The organism is Streptomyces sp. NPDC092370, from assembly GCF_044755265.1.
GTDB lineage: Bacteria > Actinomycetota > Actinomycetes > Streptomycetales > Streptomycetaceae > Streptomyces.
In genome coordinates, this window is record NZ_JBIVQO010000005.1 from 115,043 (window position 1) to 133,125 (window position 18,083).

The following is an 18,083-nucleotide window of genomic DNA, read 5'->3' on the forward strand; positions in this document are numbered from 1 at the left end:
GGCGCCGGTCCGCCGACCGGCGCCCCCTACCCATATGCGCCACTCTCCGCCCTCATCACGCCGGTCCGCCGAAAGTACAGAAACGCCGTCGCCGTAAAGGTCCCGCGAAGGTCCCGCGACGTCGTCGCAGGAGGGCGGGCGTTTCCGCTTACTCGGTCGTCAGTTCGGCGTCACTTCCTCGTGCGACCTCACTCTCATCCGGCGTCGCGAGCGCAATCGCAGCCCTTAGACTCCCTCGCGTGACACGCTGCGGGACGGTTGGCAAGATGGCCCGAGCGGTCGGCAAGGTGCGGTAACAGGGAGGAAGCGTCTCGTGAGCAGCAGGCCATCCCGAGGCGCTGCTCGCCTCGCAGCCATACTGGACGCGCTTCCCGACGCGTTGGTGCTGGTCAACGCCAACGGCACGGTCGTCAACGCCAACACCATCGCCCTGGAGGCCTTCGAGACCCCCGGGACCGCTCTGGTGGGGCGCGGGCTGCTGGATCTGCTGCCGCAGTTCGACTCCAAGCTCATCCCCGGCTCCATGCGACGCCCGGAACACCTCGATCCGCACGCCCGCACCAAGCCCACCCGGATGATCGCGCGCCGGACCGACGGAACAGAGTTCCCCGTCGAGGTCACCAGTGCGAATCTGGAGAACGGCCAGCAGGCCTACGACGGTTACGGCTACACCGGCGACGAGCTGCTCATGCTCGTCGTGCGCGACCTCTCCGGGACCGTGGACACCGAGGCCGAGCTCGCCCGGTCCCAGCGGCAGACCGAGATGATCCTGCGGGCCGCCGCCGAGGGCGTCGTCGGCACCGACACCGACGGGCGGATCGTGCTGGTCAACCCGGCCGCCGCCCAGATACTGGGATTCCGGGCCAGCGACCTCGGCGGGCGCGAACTGCACAACCTCGTGCTGCACTCGCGTGCCGACGGCTCGCCCTTCCCCTACGAGGACTCGCCGCTCGCCGACACCCTGCGCTCCGGGCGCAAGCACCGGGTGCGCGGGCAGGTGCTGTACGCCAAGAACGGCGGCAAGGTCCCGGTCGACCTGACGACCGCTCCCGTACGCGACGGGGACCAGCTCGTCGGCGCCGTGATGACCTTCACCGACCGGCGGCCGTACGACGCCGTCGTCGAGGAGAAGGAGGCGGCGGAGAAGCGGCACGCCGAGGAACTGGAGCGGATCGCCGAGGAGCACGCCTCCGAGCTCACCGCGCTGCGCCAGCAGCACGTCACCGAGGTGGAGGAGCTGACCGAGCGGCACGCCGAGGAACTCGCGGCGAACGAGGAGCGGTACGCCGCGCTCGGGGAGCGGGAGAAGGACCGGTTCGAGGCGCTCGCCGCCCGGCACGAGCAGTTGCTGACCCTGCTCGGGCGGTCGCTGCGCGGGCCGCTGGAGGAGCTGCGCCGCGAGCTGGCCGCGCTGGCCGCCGACGACGCCGGGCAGCTGTGGCCCGAGGCCAACCAGGTGCTGCACCACCTGTCGGCCGGCTATGCGCGCATCACGACGCTGATCGACAACGTCCTCGGCTACCAGCGTCTCGACGCGGGCAGCGAGAACATCGCCCGCACGAAGGTGATGCTGGACGCCGTCGTCGCGGCCGGGGTCGACGGGGCCGTCGAGCTCATCGGGCCCGGCCGGGTGCAGTTCGCCGTGCACGCGCCGCCCATCGAGGCCGAGGTCGATCCCCGGCTGCTCGCGACCGCCCTCGCGCACCTCGTCGCAGACGTGGCGGGCGTCGACGCGACCGGCAACACGCCCGTGTCGGCGGGCGGTTATCTCGACAACACCGTCGTGGTGGCGGCGGCGCAGCGCGGCGAGGTCGTACGCATCGAGGTGCGCGGGCCGTACGCCGGTGGCGACACGGTGCACGAGCCCATCGTGCGCGGGATCGTCCGCGCCCACGGCGGCGTGCTGCAGACGCACGACGTGCCGGGCATGAGCGGGAGTGCGTACGTCCTCGAGGTGCCGATCGGGGGCGGGGCCGGGGCCGTCGCCGCCCAGCCGGTGGACGAGTCCGCCGCGCTCGCTCTCGTCGACCCCGCCGAGCAGACCTCCGGCGGGGGGCGGCGCCGTGCACGGCGGGCCAGCACCGACGCCTTCCTCGACGGAGACGTTCCGGGTGGAGAGGACGAGGGAACCGGTGCTCCCGGAGCCGACGGGGCCGCGCCCACCGGACGGCGCAGGCGCCGGGCCGCCGGGGAACAGGCCGCCCTTCCGGCACAGGCGTCCGGTGAGGGTGCCGCGTCCGGCGGGACCGGCCGGCGGCGGCGCGCGGCCGAGGACGCCGGTGCGGATGCCGTCGGCAGTGCCGTCCAGGGTGTCGCCGAGGGGGCCGTGGTGACGGCCGCCGAGCACGCGGCGGGCGCCGCCGCCTCCAACACCGGCCTGGGGGGAACCGTGCCGCCGCAGGGCGTGCCCGCGCCGTCCGGACGGCGGGCCCGGCGGGAACCCGGTGAGCAGGCCGCGCTGCCGCCGGCGCTGCCCGCGGCGTCCTCCGGTGGCGAGTCCGCCGGTTCGGCCGAGGCTGCCCCGGAACAGGCGCAGCAGCCGACCGGACGCCGGCGGCGGGCGCTGGCCGCCGCCAACGAGCGGGCGGCTGCCGCCGCCGCGCAGGAAGCGGCGGGGCCGCGCCCGGTATTCGCGCTGCCGCCGGCCGAGGCCGATCAGACCCCGGCCCCGGCCCCCCAGGAGGCGCAGGCCGACCAGGGGCAGCAGGTCGCTGACGCTCCCGTGGGCGCGCCGGGTGCCGTGCCCACCCAGGGGCAGGCGCCGGTCCAGGTGCCGGGCGCCGTGGCGGTTCCCGGTGCGGCTGCCGCCGGTGACGGGGTGGCCGAGGAGGGGCGGCACGACGCCGTTCCGCACGACCAGTCCGCCGATCACACGCCGCCGCAGCCGCATCCGACCAGCGCGCCGACCGGCCGCCGGCGGCGGGCCGTCGCGACGCCGCAGCCGGCCGAGGGCGCCGGGACGCAGATGCCGGGGCATGCCGGCCAGGCGGGTCCGGTGCCCGCCAGTTCAGTGTCCGCCGCTCCCATGTCCGCCGCTCCCATGTCCGCCGGTCCCGCGCAGGGTGTTCCCGCACAGCAGGACGCCACCGGTCAGGTCCCGTTGGGGCAGGCCGCGCCGGGGCAGGGCGGTCCCGTCCAGGCCGGCGTCGCCGCTTCCCCGGTCCCTCCGGGTACGGCGGTGCCGCCGCAGGGCGTCCCGGTTCCCGCACAGGGCAACGCCACTCGCCCCCAGGGCGACGCCGTTGCACCTCAGGGCAACCTGCCGCACGGGAACGCCCCGCAGGGCACCCAACCGCAGGGCGACGCCGTACCCCCGCAAGGCAACCTGCCGCACGGGAACGCCCCGCAGGGCACCCAACCGCAGGGCGACGCCGTACCCCCGCAAGGCGCCGCCGTGCCCTCGCAGGGCGTATCGGTCCCGGCTCAGGGCGGGCTGGGGCACAGTGTGCAGGCGGCTCTTCCGGGGCAGGCGTTGCAGCCCCCGGCCCCGGCCCCGGCTCAGCCTCTGCCGCAGCAGGGCGTCGCCGCACCGGGCCAGCAGTCCTCCGCCGGCCTGCCGCTCCCCGCCGAGGCCGCTCCCGGGCAGGTCGGACCGGCCCAGGGGGCACCTCCCCAGGGCCCGCCGCCTCAGAGCACGCCCGCTCCGGGAACGCCTCCCCACGGCACGAACGCCCACGGAACTCCGCCGCAGGCCGGCGCCCCCACCTCCCGGCCCTGGCCCGCCACCGATGACACGGGCGCGGGTGCCGCCACCCCCGCACCCCCGAACGGCACACCGCGGGCCCCGCGGCACAACACCCCCGCCCCGGGCACCCCGCTGCCGCCGGAGGGCGCGCCACGGGCGGCTCAGCCACTGCCCGCCGAGGCCACCGCGTCCGTCGACCCGAACTCCACGCAGGGGCGGGCGATCAGCGTGCGGACGCTGGGGCAGGGCGTGCCGTTCAACCGGCAGGCGGCCCACGTGCAGCAGCCGTCGGTCATGCCGGTCCCGCAGTCCGTGCCGCAGCAGTCGGCGACGCCTCCCCCGCACCAGCCGGGTGGATCGGGCCGGCGCCGCAAACTCGGGACGCCGCCCGACCCGGCGACGCGTACGGACCAGGCGGGCCGCCCGGAGCAGGGGCAGGCGCGCCCGGCAGCCCAGGCACCCCGCCCGGAACAGGCCGCGCGGCCCCATCCGACCGGTGAGCACACCCCGCCGCCGCTCTCCGCGCAGGTCCCCGCCCCGGCGCAGCCGTCCCTCGCCGGGCAGTCGCGGCTCGCGCAGATGACCGAGGGCGGCGGACGGTCGTACGCCATAGGCGCACCCGACGAGAACGCCGCCGAGGGGCCCGAACCGCTGGACGGGCCCGGTGGGGCCGTCGAGGTGGCCGATCCGCCGCGGCCGCAGCCGATGGACGACGAGCTGCCGCCCGAGCCGCTGGACAACCCGCGGCGGCTGCTGGTGTGGCCGGCGCCGGACGTCAGCACGCAGCAGGCGCTGAGCGACCGCGGCTACCGGCCGGTGATCGTGCACTCGCGCGAGGAGGTCGACGCGCAGATCGCGGCCTTCCCCGCCGCGCTGTTCGTGGACCCGCTGACCGGACCGATCACGCGTACCGCGCTGCAGTCGCTGCGGCAGGCGGCCGTCGCCGCCGAGGTGCCGGTCCTGGTCACGGCCGGGCTCGGCCAGGCCTCACGGGACGCGGCGTACGGTGCCGATCCGGCCGTGCTGCTGAAGGCGCTGGCGCCGCGCGACAGTGAGCAGCATCCGCCGCGGGTGCTGCTGATCGAGGAGCACGCGGAGATCGCGCTGGCGCTGACGGCGGCCCTGGAGCGGCGCGGGATGCAGGTCGCGCGGGCCGCGAGCGACGCGGACGCGGTGATGCTGGCGGGGCAGTTCCGGCCGAACCTGGTGGTGATGGATTTGCTGCAGGTGCAGCGGCGGCAGGAGGGCTTCGCCGGGATCGTCGACTGGCTGCGGGCGAACGGGCAGCTCAACCGCACCCCGCTGGTCGTCTACACCGCCGCCGTCGACCAGGCCGACCTGCCGCGGCTGGCCTCCGGGGAAACGGTGCTGTTCCTCGCGGAGCGGTCCACCAGCTCCGAGGTGCAGTCCAGGATCGTCGAGCTGCTCAGCCGGATCGGCACCAACTAGCCGGTACGACCGGGCCTAGGGTGCCGTCAGCCGGCGCGCGGCCTCCTTCACCGATGCCCGCAGGCGGCCCCGGTCCGGGTCCCCCTCGCCGACCAGGATGCGCCGCATCTGGGGGACGACGGCGGTCCAGTTGGCCAGGGCGGTCAGCAGGAAGAGCAGGTCGGCCGCCGGGATGGCGTCGGTGACGGCTCCCCGGACCTGGCCGTCCCGGAGGGCGGCGACCTTGCGGGCGTAGTGCTCCTGGCGGTCGGACTCGTGGGGCAGCTCGGTGCTGCCGTACTCCAGGCCCTCCCAGAAGAGCAGGCGCAGCAGCTCCGGGTGGGCGGCGTGGTAGTCCATCAGGCGGTCGACCCAGCCCTCGATGTCGTCCGGGTCGACCGGGACGGCCTCGGCGAGGTGGAGCATCTTCTTCTCCAGGACGATGGCGAACAGTTCCGCCTTGTTGCCGAAGTAGGCGTAGATGAGCTGCTTGTTGGCCTTCGCCTCGCCGGCGATGCGGTCGATGCGGGCGCCGGCGATGCCGTGCCGGGCGAACTCGGCGACCGCCGCTTCGAAGATCCGGGCCTTGGTGGCCTCGGGGTCCCTTGCTGCCATGGGGAGAGGGTAGCGCGCCGAGTAACCAACTGTTTGGTTGACAGGTAAGGGCGGGGCGGCCCAGACTGTTCCCCATCCGCCAACCAACCAGTTAGTTGCTAGAGTCGACTCCAAGGAACTCCCCTCCATGCCGTCAGCGACCACGACCACCGTCCAGGCCGGCACCCCCGTGCGACAGGCCCGTCCCCCCGGCCTCTTCCTCACCCTGCTCGCCGTGTGCAGCGCGGTCACCGCCGCCAACGTCTACCTCGCCGCACCGCTGCTCCCGCTCATGGCCCGTGACTTCGGCTCGGCACCCTCGGCCATCGCCTGGATCGCCTCGGTCGCGCAGCTCGGCTACGCGGTCGGGCTGCTGTTCTTCGCCCCGCTCGGCGACAGCGCGAACCGGCGCCGGCTGGTCGCGGGGCTCACGCTCGTCACCGCTCTCGCGCTGGGGGCCAGTGCGGCCGCCCCGGGCACCGCCGCCCTCGCGGCCACGATGTTCGTCGCCTCGGCCGCGACCGTCATCCCTCAGCTGCTCGTCCCGCTGGTCGCCGAGCGCGCCCCCGCCGAGCGGCGTGGCCGGCATGTCGCGGCCGTCATCGCGGGCCTGTTCACCGGCATCGTCGGGGCCCGGGTCCTGGGTGGGCTGGCCGGGCAGGCCTTCGGCTGGCGGTGGGTGTTCGCGGGCGCGGCCGTGCTCACCCTCGTCCTGGGGCTCGCGACCGCGGTGGTCCTGCCGTCGCGGCGGCGCCGCGAGGGCCCGCTGTTCGCGGGGCTGGTGGCGCTGCCGTCCGTGCTGCGCAGCTCGCCGGACCTGTGGCGGGCGTGTGTGCGTCAGGCCGGGATGTTCGGTGCGTGGAGCGCCCTGTGGACCTCGCTGGCCCTGCTGCTGACCGGGCCGGAGTACGGGCTGTCCACCGCCACCGCCGGGCTGTTCGGGCTGTTCGGGCTGACCGCGAGTGCGGTGGCGCCACTGGCGGGCGGGCTGGTGGACCGGTTCGGCGCCGGCAAGGTCGTGCGGTCGGCGTATCTGATCGCCGCCGTGTCCGTGCCCCTGTTCCGGCTGGGCGGGCAGGTGCTGTGGGCGCTGTTCGCCGCGGCGATCGCCGTGCACGCGGCGCTGGTCGCCTCCCATGTCGCCAACCAGACCCTCGCCCTGACCGCCACCCCCACCCCGGCCACCGCCAACACCGCCTATGTGGTCGCCGGTTTCGCGGGCGGCGCCGCCGCCTCCGCTCTCGCCGGGACCGCCTTCAGCCACTTCGGCTGGGGCGGGGTCTGCGGGGTGGCGGGTCTGTGGCTGGTGCTGGGGTGGGGCTTGAGCCGGTCGCGACGGTAAGACAGTCGTAGGGCACCCATGTGCGCCGGACGGGCAGAAGGAACTCTCCCGTCCGGTGCACTTATTTATTAATGCACCCTCACAACAAAGTGAGGCAACATTACGGCTGCTGCCGCGAAGTAGCCCTTCGCAGTCGACGCGAAGGAACCCTTCGCAGTCGATTTCTGTGCTAGGTTAGCCATCACCGAGGCTCGGGATGCCGGGTTCGGGTGCGGTGCCATGAGGGGCGGAGGTCGCCCGGCGGGGCCGCCGATGACAGCAAAGTCGACTCGCCGCACCGCCCGACCAGGGGCCTAATCCAAGACGGGCGGTGCGGCCCTACAACCCCTCACGGGGGCGGAGGGACGATTCTGATGCGAATCGCCATCACCCATGATGCCTGGACCTGGCCCAAGCAAGCCAGGAAGGGCGTGGTCACGCTCGTCGTGATCATCATCGTCGGCGTAATCGTGGCCGCCGCGGCGGGGCATGGGAGGGCTGCGTTGGCAGCGGTCGCCCTGGCCCTTCTGACCGTGGCGGCCGAGGAGCTGTTCCGCGCCGCTCTGCGGTATCGGTTGCGCGTCGTCTGAGTGACGACACCTGCAGGAAAGGACGGGCCGTCCGTGCGAGAGGTGACACATCCATGAGTCCGGACGACCGGAGCCCGCAGCGGCACGGGGACCTCCGGCCCTCGCTGGGCCACTTCTGCGAGGTTGCGGCCGGCCCGTCCGGCACCCTGCTCGACATACTCCACGAGGGTCCGAGCGGCGTTCCGGTCGTCTCACCGCCCGACCTCACCGAGAACCACACCGTGGACACCCGGCAGCTCCGCCGGGTCCCCTTCGAGCAGGCAGAACGATTCGCGCGCTTCACGCTGGGCGCGGGAGACGTCCTGCTCGTGCGGCAGGGCACGCTGGGGCGGCTGGCACTGATCGGTGAGGAGCACACCGGCTGGATCTACAGCTCTTCGTGTCTGCGCCTGCGGCCCGACCGGAGGCGGATCCTGCCGGAGTTCCTGGCCGCATACCTGGCTCACCCTCCTGTGCAGCGGGAGTTGCTCGCCTTGGCGCAGCCCGGGACGGTTCCCTCGGTGAATTCCACGATGCTCAAGGATTTCCCCGTGGTGGTTCCGGGTCTGGAGCGTCAACGAGAAGTCGTGGCGGCGCTGGCCGACATCGATGAGCAGATCATGGTGCAACGCAAGATGCTGAACCAGCTGACAGCCCTGCGGCCGTCGATCTTCGAGCGACTGAAGCGAGGGCAGTAGAACCATGGACGCGATGAGTATGGGACGGCTCACTGTCGACCAGTTGGACGAGCATCTGTGGCAAGCCGCCGAGGTCCTGCGCGGCGAGCTGGACGCGTCTGCGTTCTCCCAGGTTCTGGGCCCGCTCCTCCTCCTTAAGCGGGCCTCCGATCAGCCCGGTCCCTTCCATGTATCGGAGCAGTCCCGGTGGAGGACCGTTCTCGAACACGGCCGGGGTAATCCCGGACATGCCCTCGAGGCGGCTCTCCACCGGCTGGAAGCCGACAACCCCGAGCACATGGCTGGCCTCTTCCAGATGGTCAACTTCGGGAGTGCCCCGAGCCGACGTGTGCTCAGATGGCTGATCGACCACCTCGACCAGGTATCTCTGAGCGACGAAGATCTCACCTTCAGTGATGGAGTGGGCCGGGCCTTCGACCGTTTCCTCGTCCGCACCGCTTCCCTGGCGGGCGCCAAGGGGGCCGACGTCTTCGTCCCGCGGGCCGTGTGTCGGCTGATGACGGAGCTGGTCGCCCCGCAGGAAGGAGACTCAGTCGCCGATCCACACGCGGGCTGGGGCGGCATGCTCCTGCAAGCCACCCGGTATGTCACCGAGCAGGGCGGGCATCCGGCGAACCTGAGGTTGAGCGGCCAGGAGAAGAACACGGCGGCGTGGCTCACCAGCAGGATCAATCTGCTGTTGCACGGCGTCACGGACGCTGTTGTAGCCAACACCGAACCGCTGGCTGAGCCACTCCTCGCCCACGGATACGACCTCGCCCGCTTCGACCGCGTGCTCACGGTCCCGCCGTTCTCGAGGAACTACCTCCGCCATGAAGTAAGCCATCCGGAACGTATGAGATACGGCTGGGTGCCCGAGGGCGGCAAGAAGGCGGACCTCATGTTCATCCAGCACGTCTTGGCCACGCTGCGTCCCGAGGGCCGGGCGGCTGTGGTGGCCCCCCACGGCGTCCTCTTCCGTGGCGGTGCCGAAGGAGAGATCCGCCGGGGACTGATTGAGGACGATCGGATCGAGGCCGTTATCGGTCTCGGAGCGAACGTCTTCTACGGCACCAACATCCCCACATCCGTCCTCGTCTTGAAGGGCACTCACGGACGTTCCGCCGACGAGCGCGGCAGCGTCCTGTTCGTCGACGCGCAAGACGAGGTGACGACAGGACGGTCAAAAAACCGGCTGGACGCCCAGCACATCGCGAGGATCGCGGGCGTCTTCCACCGTCGGGAGGAGCTGCCGGGCTTCTCGCGCCTCGTATCCCTGGAGGAGATCCGGAGGAACGACTTCACCCTGAACATCCGCCGATACGTTGATGCCGACCCACTTCCGGAGCCCTTGATCGACATCGGTGCGGCGCTCGTCGGTGGTGTGCCACGCGGTGAAATCGAGGATCACATCGGCCGGTTTCAAGCCTTCGGAATCAGCCTGGACCAGCTCTTCCTGCCCGATCGTCCGGGATACCTGAGGTTTCCCGCCGAGGGCCACCAGGCGGTGGCGGCCCGCATTTCCATTCTGGCGAATGCCCGGACGATCTCGTTCCTGGACGCCGTCCGGCGGTGGTGGGCGGATCAGAGTCCCCTGCTTGTGGATTTGGCAGGCACGGGAAGACTGTTCCGCTCGGGTCTGCGTTCCCGGCTCGAGACAACCTTCTGTGAAGAGCTGCTCCCCCTGGCCGTGCTGGACCGGTACCAATTGCTGGGCGCCCTCAGCTCATGGTGGTCGGACCGCGACGAAGAGTTGAGAACCATCGACGCGTACGGCTTCGAGGAGGCCCTCGCTCGCCGACGCACACCCGCGGAACGGAAGGGCCCACCGAACCGGCTGCCGTTCATCCCACCGGGCCAAGAGGCGGCCCTAGTACTGGAAGGATTGAGTGACGGCCTCTGCCTGCACGTCGAACAACTCATCACCGCCGAACTGAGGAAGCTGATCGACATCTACGTTCGGTGGGGCGAACGGTACGCCGTTTCCATGGTCGATCTGGAAGAGCAATACTTGGCGGCCTCGCAGCGGCTGCGGCTGCGGCTGACGGGCCTCGGACACGTCTGACAGCCGGGACGAACGGCGCACCGCCGCCGGGTGATGAGCCCCCGGCCACGGCCAGGGGCTCCGATGCGTTTCCCGGCTTCAGATCCGGGTGATGTCCAGCTCCCCCTGCGCGTACTGCCTGCGCAGCACCTTCTTGTCGAACTTGCCGACGCTCGTCTTCGGGACCGACTCGATGATCGTCCAGCGCTCCGGGAGCTGCCACTTGGCGATGTGGCCCTCGTCGGCGAGGAAGGCGCGCAGGGTCTCGAAGGTGGCGGTGGAGCCCTCCTTGAGGACGACCGTGGCCAGGGGGCGCTCGCCCCACTTGTCGTCGGGGACGGCGACAACGGCCGCCTCGGTGACGTCCGGGTGGGACATCAGCGCGTTCTCCAGCTCCACCGACGAGATCCACTCGCCGCCGGACTTGATGACGTCCTTGGCCCGGTCGGTGAGGGTGAGGTAGCCGTCGGCGGAGATGGTGCCGACGTCGCCGGTCTTGAGCCAGCCGTCCTCGCTGAACTTGTCGGCGGGGCGCAGCGGCTCGGCGCCGGGGCCGTTGTAGTAGGCGCCCGCGATCCAGGGGCCGCGCACCTCGAGCTCACCGGCGGACTCGCCGTCCCAGGGAAGGCGTTCGCCGCCGGGGCCGGTCAGGCGGGCCTCGACGCCGGCCGGGAAGCGGCCCTGGGTGAGGCGGTAGGCGAACTCCTCCTGCGTGCCGACCGCGGAGGCCGGGGGACGGGCGACCGTGCCCAGCGGGGACGTCTCCGTCATGCCCCAGGCGTGGCAGACCCGCATGCCCAGCTTGTCGAAGGCCTCCATCAGCGACGGCGGACAGGCCGATCCGCCGATGGTGACCTGGGTGAGGGAGGAGACGTCCCGGGGGTGCGCGGTCAGCTCCGCGAGCAGGCCCTGCCAGATGGTCGGGACGGCGGCGGCGTGGGTCGGCCGCTCGCCCTCGATCATCGCGGCGAGCGGGGCCGGCTGGAGGAAGCGGTCCGGCATCAGCATGTTCACGCCGGTCATGAACGTGGCGTGCGGCAGGCCCCAGGCGTTCACATGGAACTGGGGGACGACGACCAGGGAGGTGTCCTGGTCGGTCAGGCCCATCGACTGGGCCATGTTGACCTGCATGGAATGCAGGTAGATGGAGCGGTGGCTGTAGATGACGCCCTTGGGGTCGCCGGTGGTGCCGGAGGTGTAGCACATGGCGGCGGCCTGGCGTTCGTCCAGTTCGGGCCAGTCGTACGACGTCGGCTTCCCCGCGATCAGGTCCTCGTACTCGTGCACGCGGACGGCCGCGTCGGCGAGGAGCGAGCGGTCTCCGGGGCCCGTGACGACCACGTGCTCGACCGGCTTCAGGTGCGGCAGCAGCGGGGCGAGCAGGGGGAGCAGCGAACCGTTGGCGATGATCACGCGGTCGGCGGCGTGGTGGACGATCCAGGCCAGCTGCTCGGGCGGGAGGCGGAGGTTCAGGGTGTGCAGGACCGCGCCCATGGACGGGATCGCGAAGTACGCCTCGACGTGTTCCGCGTTGTTCCAGGCCAGGGTCGCCACACGCTCGTCGCCGGTGACACCGAGGTCGTCCCTCAGCGCGTGGGCCAGCTGGGCCGCGCGGGCGCCGATCTCCGCGTAGGAGCGGCGGTGCGGCTCGTCCTCACCGGTCCAGGTGGTCACCTGCGATGTCCCGTGGACCGTCGACCCGTGGGTCAGGATCCTCGAGATCAGCAGCGGTACGTCCTGCATCGTGCTCAGCACGGCGTCCTCCCGGGGGCGACATTGCCTACGCGGTGGTAAGGGTTGCGCTGATTCTGCGCACATACCGCGCGGTATGTCACTAGGTCCGGGCGATCGATCAGATCACGCCATCCCGGAGGGGGAACTCACAGGCGGGCGGGACACCTCCTCACCGGCGGGCCAGTCCCAGCTCAGCGTCCTCGCGGAGCTTGCCGAGCGCCCGGGAGACGGCCGACTTCACCGTGCCCACCGAGACGCCGAGCAACTCGGCCGTCTGGGCCTCGCTGAGGTCCTCGTAGTACCTGAGGACCACCATGGCCCGCTGCCGGGCGGGCAGCCGCATGATCGCCCGCCACATCGCGTCGCGCAGCGCCTGCCGCTCGGCCGGGTCGTCCCCGCCGGCCACCGGGTCGGGCTCGGGCAGCTCCTCGCACGCGAACTCGTCGACCTTGCGCTTGCGCCACTGCGAGGTCCGGGTGTTCAGCAGCGCCCGGCGCACATAGCCGTCGAGGGCGCGGTGGTCCTCGATGCGCTCCCAGGCGACGTACGTCTTGGTGAGGGCGGTCTGCAGCAGGTCCTCCGCGTCGCTCGGGTTGCCGGTGAGCGAGCGGGCGGTACGCAGCAGCACCGGCTGGCGGGCCCTGACGTACGACGAGAACGACGGGTACGGAAGGGTCTGCGCCGCCGGTCCGGCCGCCTTCGAAGCGCTCGTGCAGACGAGTGTGGTCATGGCTCAACGCTATGAGCGACGGCATGGTGAGCGGATCGGCCGCAGGTCCCGAAGCGGGGTCCCCCTCAGGTTGTAGGGGTGCGACCGGCTGCACCTCCTGTAGGTGGAGCGCGGGTCCCGGAGTACTGCGGGTTCACCCCTGGGGGTCGGCGGTCAGGACGAGTCCGGACGTGGGCACGCCCGTCCCCGCCGTCACCAGGACCCGTTCCGCTCCCGGCACCTGGTTCGCCGCCGTTCCCCGGATCTGCCGGACCGCCTCCGCGATGCCGTTCATGCCGTGCAGGTACGCCTCGCCGAGCTGCCCGCCGTGCGTGTTGAGGGGCAGGTGTTCCTCGGCCACGAAGTCAGCCGCCTCGCCCCGGCCGCAGAAGCCGAACTCCTCCAGCTGCGTCAGCACGAACGGCGTGAAGTGGTCGTAGAGGATGCCCACGTCGATGTCGGCGGGCCCGAGCCCCGAGGTCCGCCACAGCTGCCGGGCCACGAACGCGCTCTCGGGCAGGCCGGTCAGGTCGTCGCGGTAGAAGCCGGTCATCTGCTCCTGGGCGCGTCCGGCGCCCTGGGCGGCGGCGGCGATCACGACGGGCGGGCGGGGCAGGTCGCGGGCCCGTTCGACGGAGGTGACGACGAGGGCCTGGCCGCCGTCGGTCTCCTGGCAGCAGTCCAGCAGCCGCAGCGGTTCGACGATCCAGCGCGAGGCGGCGTGGTCGGCGAGGGTGATGGGCCGGCCGTGGAACCAGGCCGCCGGGTTGGTCGCCGCGTGCTTCCGGGCGACGACCGCCACGTGCCCGAAAGCCTCCGGGGCCAGCCCGTGGGTATGGAGGTAGCGCCGGGCCGCCATCGCCACCCAGGAGGCCGGGGTGAGCAGGCCGAACGGCAGCGACCAGCCGAGCGCCGCGCCCTCCGCCGACGGCTCCCGGTGCCGCACCCCGGAGCCGAAGCGACGGCCCGAGCGCTCGTTGAAGGCCCGGTAGCAGACGACCACGTCCGCCACGCCCGCGGCGATCGCCAGGGCGGCCTGCTGGACGGTGGCGCAGGCCGCTCCCCCGCCGTAGTGGATCCGGGAGAAGAAGGAGAGCTCCCCCATGCCCGCGGCCTGGGCGACGGTGATCTCGGGGCTGGTGTCCATGGTGAAGGTGACCATCCCGTCGACGTCGGCGGGGGTCAGCCCCGCGTCCGCGAGGGCCGCGTGCACCGACTCCACCGCCAGGCGCAGTTCGCTGCGGCCCGAGTCCTTGGTGAACTCGGTGGCCCCCACGCCGACGACGGCCGCGCGCCCTCCGAGACCGTCCCGCCCTGTCGGGCTCATGCCGGGACCCGCACCGTCACCGTGCCCGTGACATGCGTGCCGAGGCCGTTCACGCCGACGACCCGGACCGTCGCGGTGTCGCCGTCGACCTCTTCGACCGTGCCGGTCAGCACCATCGTGTCGCCGGGGTGGTTGGGTGCTCCGAGCCGGATGGCCACCCGGCGCAGCACGGCCCGGGGGCCGAAGTGGTCGGTGATGTAGCGGCCGACCAGGCCGTTGGTCGTCAGGATGTTCATGAAGATGTCGGGGGATCCCTTCTGCCGGGCGAGGTCCGGATCGTGGTGGACGTCCTGGTAGTCGCGGGAGGCGATCGCCCCGGCGACGATCAGGGTCCGGGTGACGGGGATCTCCAGGGGCGGGAGGCGGTCACCGGCGTTCACGGGGTCACCCCCCGGAAGACGGGCAGCACGAGCTCCTCGTCGTACCGCCGGAACTCCAGCCGCACCGGCATGCCGATCCGCACCTGGTCGTACGGCACCCCGACCACGTTGCTGACGATTCGCACGCCCTCCGCGAGCTCGATCAGGCCGACCGCGTAAGGGGGGTCGAAGGCCGGGAAGGGCGGGTGATGCAGGACGACGTAGGAGTACACCGTGCCCTCGCCGCTCGCCTCGACGGTGTCCCAGTCCGGGGAGCCGCAGCCATTGCAACCCGGCAGCCAGGGGAAACGCAGGGTGGCGCAGGCGGTGCAGCGCTGGATGAGGAGCTCGTGGCGGGCCACGCCCTCCCAGAAGCCGGCGTTGTCGCGGTTGACGACGGGGCGGGGGCGGCGTTCGGCCGGCTTCGAAGGCCGGTGTGCGGGGGCGTACTTGAGGATGCGGAAGCGGTGGGTGCCGGCGAGTTCGCCGCCCGCGCGGACGTCGGTCCGGGTCGTGACGAAGTAACCCGCCCCGAGCTTCGTGGCCTTGCGGCCGGACACCGACTCGATCACCGAGTCGAAGGTGATCCGGTCGCCCGGGCGCAGGGGGCGCACATACTCCTGTTCGCAGTCGGTGGCGACGACCGCGTCATGCCCCGACTCGTCGAGCAGGGTGAGGAGTTCGTCGTACGCCGCTGTGCGGTCCGGGCGGCGGTGGAGACCGGCCATGGTCCAGGCCTGGAGCATGGTGGGGGGAGCGATGGCATCGGGGCCGGTGTACGCGGGGCTGGTGTCGCCCATGGCCTCGCACCAGTGCCTGATCATCGGCTCGTTGACGGGGTCGCGGCCGATGCCGGTGGCGGCGGCCGGGAGGCCCTCGTAGGCCTTCAGGCGCGCCTCGAACTCCTCGTGGTCCTCCGGCTCACCTTTCACGGTTTCTGACTGTCCGTCAGATCCGCTGCCCCGTCAAGACCTCGCGGACCCGGAAGAACGCCTGCGCGGCGGTGCCGGAGTACCGCCGCACAGACGCTTGCCACCCCACGAAGCACACCCCCACGGCGCCCGGACCGGTGCCCGCCGCACCGCCCGCCCGGCTCGCCACCACACCGGGACGAAGCTGACGGCGGTGGCGGCGTCGCCCTGGTTGACGGCCGTGCACTCCGAGCCGTCGACCAGGGCGGTGTCGCTCTGGTTCCAGGCGTAGTCGCCGGCGGCCTGCTGCTGGGTGGTGGCGCGTCGCCGAAAGCCGTCGCCGCCGTCGCCGCCGGCGCCGCTGCCGTGGATGGCCTGCCCGGCCTCCGTGACAGACGCGATGGATCCGTTTCGCACCCGGGTACCGCAAGGGGCCGTCCCGCACTTTTCGGCCGACCCCGGGCCCCCCGGCGTGTCACGCCCGCCCCCCTTTCCTTTTTCGAACGTACGTACGAAACTAGTGTCATGGCCACCACCGACCGGCAGGCCGCGACGCTGGCCCTCGCACACGCCCTGTCAGCCGCCGAACGCGGACTGGCCGTCCTCCCCCTGTCCCGCACCAAACTCCCCGCGCTGCGCTCCCCCCACCACGACGACCCCGCCCCGTCCCCCTGCCACGGCCAGTGCGGCCGCCTCGGACACGGGGTGTACGACGCCTCCAGCGACCCGGACCGCATCCGCGAGCTGTTCGCCGCCGCGCCCTGGGCGACCGGCTACGGCATCGCCTGCGGACTGCCCCCGCACCACCTCATCGGCCTCGACCTGGACGTGAAGACCGGCACGGACTCCTCGGCCGCCCTGCGCGAGCTGGCACTACGGCACCTGTTCACCATCCCGCCGACCGTGGTCGTCGTGACCCCGTCCGGCGGCCGGCATCTGTGGCTGAGCGGGCCGCCCGAAGTGGTCGTCCCGAACTCGGCCGGCCGGCTCGCCCCCGGCATCGACATCCGGGGCGCCGGCGGCTACCTGGTCGGCCCCGGCTCCCGGACGGCCCAGGGTGTCTACGCCGCCGCCCCGGGCACCGCGCACCTGCCCCCCGCCCCCTGCCCGCGCTCCCTCCTGCGGCTGCTGCTCCCGCCGCCCCGCGCCCACCACCCGGCGCCGCAGACGGCCGGCGAGCGCGGCCAGGGACTGGTCCAGTTCGTCCTGGCCGCGCACGAGGGCCAGCGCAACACCCGCCTGTTCTGGGCGGCCTGCCGGGCCTACGAGGACGGCATCGGCCCGGCGCTCGTGACTCCCCTGGTCGACGCGGCTCTCCACACCGGCCTGTCCGAGCGGGAGGCCCGCACGACGATCGCGTCGGCGGCACGGATGACCGGGCACCGGCCGTGAGCCCCGCCCGCACGGCCCCGTCCATGAACACCGAAAGACCTCCATGCAACAGCACGCCACATCACCGGCCCTGGCGCTCACCCGCCTCGTCCTGGCCTCCGGCCGCTCGGTGGACCTCGCCGACCTGCGGTTCTCCTCGACGTACGGCGACATGCTGGAGGGCTATCCCTGCAAGCCGCTGAACGATCTGCGGATCCGGGGTCTCCTGCACGCCGCCGAGCGGTCCCGCCCGGGCACGCCGGTGCACCTCGTCCCGCCGCGGCGGGAGTACCCCGACCAGTACGCGGGCGGCCTCGGGCCGGTCGAGGTGCTGCCCGCCGTGGCCTGCCTCGGCACGTTCCACTCCGCGGCCCTGGACCCGGCCCGCGACCCGGTCGCCTACCGCTCGCGCCTGACCGTCGTCTGGTTCCAGTCCACGCCCCGCCTGCCGTCGGGCTGCGACGCGGAGCCCGCGCTGCGCGATCTCGACTGGGCGGGGCTGGCCCGGGACGCCCCGGCGCCCCCGTAGGGTCGTCGACCCGAGTGCTTCCCGGCTGGAACATCCGCGCCGGCAGTCGGAGTCGACCTGGTCGCTGTACGAGTACCACCTGGAACGACTGGAGCCGGAGGACTTCCTCCGGGAGCCCGCGGCGCACTGCTGGACGACGCGCCCGCGCAGCCCTTCTGCGACGCGTTCAGCCAGGCCGTGTCCCCGGCTTCCGGGGCAGGGCCGTCCCGTGCGTGACATCGTGGGTACATGAGCATCGACGTTCACCCGGCCACGGACTTCGAGGACGTCCGTGCCGTGCTCGGGCCCAAGTCGCCCCAGGCGAACGTCTGCTGGTGCCTGAGCTACCGGATCCCCTCCCGGCTGAACAACGAACTGCGCGGTCCGGAACGCGGCGCGTACGTCGCGGAACTGTGCCGCGCGGACCCTCCCCCGGGAGTGCTCGCCTACGACGGTGACGAACCGGTCGGCTGGGCCGCCGTCGCCCCGCGCGCGGACACCTCCTTCGCCCGCAACCGCAAGATCCCGCACATCGACGACCTGCCCGTCTGGTCGCTGTGGTGCGTCCGGGTCCGCCCCGGCCATCGCAGGCAGGGCATCTCACACGCCCTCATCGCCGGCGCGGTCGCGTTCGCCCGGGACCGCGGCGCACCGGCGATCGAGGCGTACCCCCTGGACAACGGTGACGCCAAGGTCGATCCGACGATGGCGTACGCGGGTCTGCGGAAGAACTTCGAACGCGCCGGCTTCACCCACGCGGCGGACACGACCTCGGTGCTGGCCGGTCATCCCCGGATTCTGATGCGCCTCGGCCTGCGGTGAGAAAAGGCCCGACCGCTGGCGACG

15 protein-coding genes and 1 pseudogene are annotated in these 18,083 nt (G+C 72.5%); 9 read left to right on the plus strand and 7 right to left on the minus strand.

Annotated elements, in window-relative coordinates:
- The first annotated feature begins 313 nt into the window (after window positions 1-313).
- Window positions 314-5,134: a PAS domain-containing protein gene (locus ACIQHQ_RS17435; RefSeq protein WP_402612784.1), complete on the plus strand. Its 4,821-nt coding sequence runs from the start codon at window positions 314-316 to the stop codon at window positions 5,132-5,134.
- A gap of 15 nt (window positions 5,135-5,149) precedes the next feature.
- Here the strand turns inward: ACIQHQ_RS17435 and ACIQHQ_RS17440 are convergent, their stop codons facing one another.
- Window positions 5,150-5,728 (minus strand): TetR family transcriptional regulator, encoded by a 579-nt coding sequence (locus ACIQHQ_RS17440; protein WP_402612785.1) that lies wholly within the window; start codon window positions 5,726-5,728, stop codon window positions 5,150-5,152.
- A gap of 127 nt (window positions 5,729-5,855) precedes the next feature.
- On the opposite strand from ACIQHQ_RS17440, the gene ACIQHQ_RS17445 reads away from it, so the two are divergent.
- The 4 genes from ACIQHQ_RS17445 (at window position 5,856) to ACIQHQ_RS17460 (ending at window position 10,339) form a co-directional block, all read left to right on the plus strand.
- Complete coding sequence (locus ACIQHQ_RS17445) at window positions 5,856-7,049, plus strand: MFS transporter (protein ID WP_402612786.1); 1,194 nt, start codon at window positions 5,856-5,858, stop codon at window positions 7,047-7,049.
- Between the two features lie 353 nt (window positions 7,050-7,402).
- The gene (locus ACIQHQ_RS17450; RefSeq protein WP_402612787.1) at window positions 7,403-7,618 is read left to right on the plus strand and encodes a hypothetical protein; all 216 of its coding nucleotides are present in this window, start codon (window positions 7,403-7,405) and stop codon (window positions 7,616-7,618) included.
- Window positions 7,619-7,671: 53 nt separating this feature from the next.
- A complete protein-coding gene (locus ACIQHQ_RS17455) occupies window positions 7,672-8,295 on the plus strand; it encodes a restriction endonuclease subunit S (RefSeq protein WP_402612788.1) in 624 nt (207 codons plus the stop codon).
- A gap of 4 nt (window positions 8,296-8,299) precedes the next feature.
- Window positions 8,300-10,339, plus strand: coding sequence for an N-6 DNA methylase (locus ACIQHQ_RS17460; protein WP_402612789.1), 2,040 nt, complete (start codon window positions 8,300-8,302; stop codon window positions 10,337-10,339).
- 78 nt (window positions 10,340-10,417) lie between these two features.
- On the opposite strand, the gene ACIQHQ_RS17465 is transcribed toward ACIQHQ_RS17460, so the two are convergent.
- From ACIQHQ_RS17465 to ACIQHQ_RS17490, 6 genes are all read right to left on the minus strand, one after another.
- Window positions 10,418-12,061 carry a long-chain fatty acid--CoA ligase gene (locus tag ACIQHQ_RS17465; RefSeq protein WP_402613066.1) on the minus strand — a complete coding sequence of 548 codons (1,644 nt, stop codon included), beginning with the start codon at window positions 12,059-12,061 and terminating at the stop codon, window positions 10,418-10,420.
- Between the two features lie 160 nt (window positions 12,062-12,221).
- Complete coding sequence (locus tag ACIQHQ_RS17470) at window positions 12,222-12,782, minus strand: SigE family RNA polymerase sigma factor (RefSeq protein WP_402612790.1); 561 nt, start codon at window positions 12,780-12,782, stop codon at window positions 12,222-12,224.
- Between the two features lie 133 nt (window positions 12,783-12,915).
- Window positions 12,916-14,088, minus strand: a complete 1,173-nt coding sequence (locus ACIQHQ_RS17475; RefSeq protein WP_402612791.1) for a lipid-transfer protein — start codon at window positions 14,086-14,088, stop codon at window positions 12,916-12,918.
- Complete coding sequence (locus ACIQHQ_RS17480) at window positions 14,085-14,468, minus strand: MaoC family dehydratase (RefSeq protein ID WP_402612792.1); 384 nt, start codon at window positions 14,466-14,468, stop codon at window positions 14,085-14,087. Before ACIQHQ_RS17480 ends, ACIQHQ_RS17475 begins: the two co-directional genes overlap by 4 nt.
- Window positions 14,465-15,379: a bifunctional MaoC family dehydratase N-terminal/OB-fold nucleic acid binding domain-containing protein gene (locus ACIQHQ_RS17485; protein WP_402612793.1), complete on the minus strand. Its 915-nt coding sequence runs from the start codon at window positions 15,377-15,379 to the stop codon at window positions 14,465-14,467. Before ACIQHQ_RS17485 ends, ACIQHQ_RS17480 begins: the two co-directional genes overlap by 4 nt.
- Before the next feature lie 33 nt (window positions 15,380-15,412).
- Window positions 15,413-15,775, minus strand: a complete 363-nt coding sequence (locus ACIQHQ_RS17490; RefSeq protein WP_402612794.1) for a hypothetical protein — start codon at window positions 15,773-15,775, stop codon at window positions 15,413-15,415.
- Between the two features lie 108 nt (window positions 15,776-15,883).
- Between ACIQHQ_RS17490 and ACIQHQ_RS17495 the strand changes: the two genes are divergently transcribed.
- From ACIQHQ_RS17495 to ACIQHQ_RS17510, 4 genes and pseudogenes are all read left to right on the plus strand, one after another.
- The gene (locus ACIQHQ_RS17495) at window positions 15,884-16,750 is read left to right on the plus strand and encodes a bifunctional DNA primase/polymerase (protein WP_402612795.1); all 867 of its coding nucleotides are present in this window, start codon (window positions 15,884-15,886) and stop codon (window positions 16,748-16,750) included.
- Between the two features lie 43 nt (window positions 16,751-16,793).
- Window positions 16,794-17,258 carry a hypothetical protein gene (locus tag ACIQHQ_RS17500; protein ID WP_402612796.1) on the plus strand — a complete coding sequence of 155 codons (465 nt, stop codon included), beginning with the start codon at window positions 16,794-16,796 and terminating at the stop codon, window positions 17,256-17,258.
- A pseudogene (locus ACIQHQ_RS17505) lies at window positions 17,212-17,412 on the plus strand (hypothetical protein); the annotation flags it as partial. The gene ACIQHQ_RS17500 and the pseudogene ACIQHQ_RS17505, both read left to right, overlap by 47 nt.
- Window positions 17,413-17,486: 74 nt before the next feature.
- On the plus strand, window positions 17,487-18,059 hold the full coding sequence (locus ACIQHQ_RS17510) for a GNAT family N-acetyltransferase (protein WP_402612797.1): 573 nt from the start codon (window positions 17,487-17,489) through the stop codon (window positions 18,057-18,059).
- The last annotated feature ends 24 nt before the right edge of the window (window positions 18,060-18,083 follow it).

Coding starts and splice junctions, on each gene's coding strand:
- ACIQHQ_RS17440 (WP_402612785.1), bottom strand. CDS start 5,728: ATGGCAGCAAGGGACCCCGAGGCCACCAAGGCCCGGATCTTCGAAGCG.
- ACIQHQ_RS17510 (WP_402612797.1), top strand. CDS start 17,487: ATGAGCATCGACGTTCACCCGGCCACGGACTTCGAGGACGTCCGTGCC.
- ACIQHQ_RS17470 (WP_402612790.1), bottom strand. CDS start 12,782: ATGACCACACTCGTCTGCACGAGCGCTTCGAAGGCGGCCGGACCGGCG.
- ACIQHQ_RS17500 (WP_402612796.1), top strand. CDS start 16,794: ATGCAACAGCACGCCACATCACCGGCCCTGGCGCTCACCCGCCTCGTC.
- ACIQHQ_RS17455 (WP_402612788.1), top strand. CDS start 7,672: ATGAGTCCGGACGACCGGAGCCCGCAGCGGCACGGGGACCTCCGGCCC.
- ACIQHQ_RS17465 (WP_402613066.1), bottom strand. CDS start 12,061: ATGCAGGACGTACCGCTGCTGATCTCGAGGATCCTGACCCACGGGTCG.
- ACIQHQ_RS17450 (WP_402612787.1), top strand. CDS start 7,403: ATGCGAATCGCCATCACCCATGATGCCTGGACCTGGCCCAAGCAAGCC.
- ACIQHQ_RS17495 (WP_402612795.1), top strand. CDS start 15,884: ATGGCCACCACCGACCGGCAGGCCGCGACGCTGGCCCTCGCACACGCC.
- ACIQHQ_RS17460 (WP_402612789.1), top strand. CDS start 8,300: ATGGACGCGATGAGTATGGGACGGCTCACTGTCGACCAGTTGGACGAG.
- ACIQHQ_RS17475 (WP_402612791.1), bottom strand. CDS start 14,088: ATGAGCCCGACAGGGCGGGACGGTCTCGGAGGGCGCGCGGCCGTCGTC.
- ACIQHQ_RS17445 (WP_402612786.1), top strand. CDS start 5,856: ATGCCGTCAGCGACCACGACCACCGTCCAGGCCGGCACCCCCGTGCGA.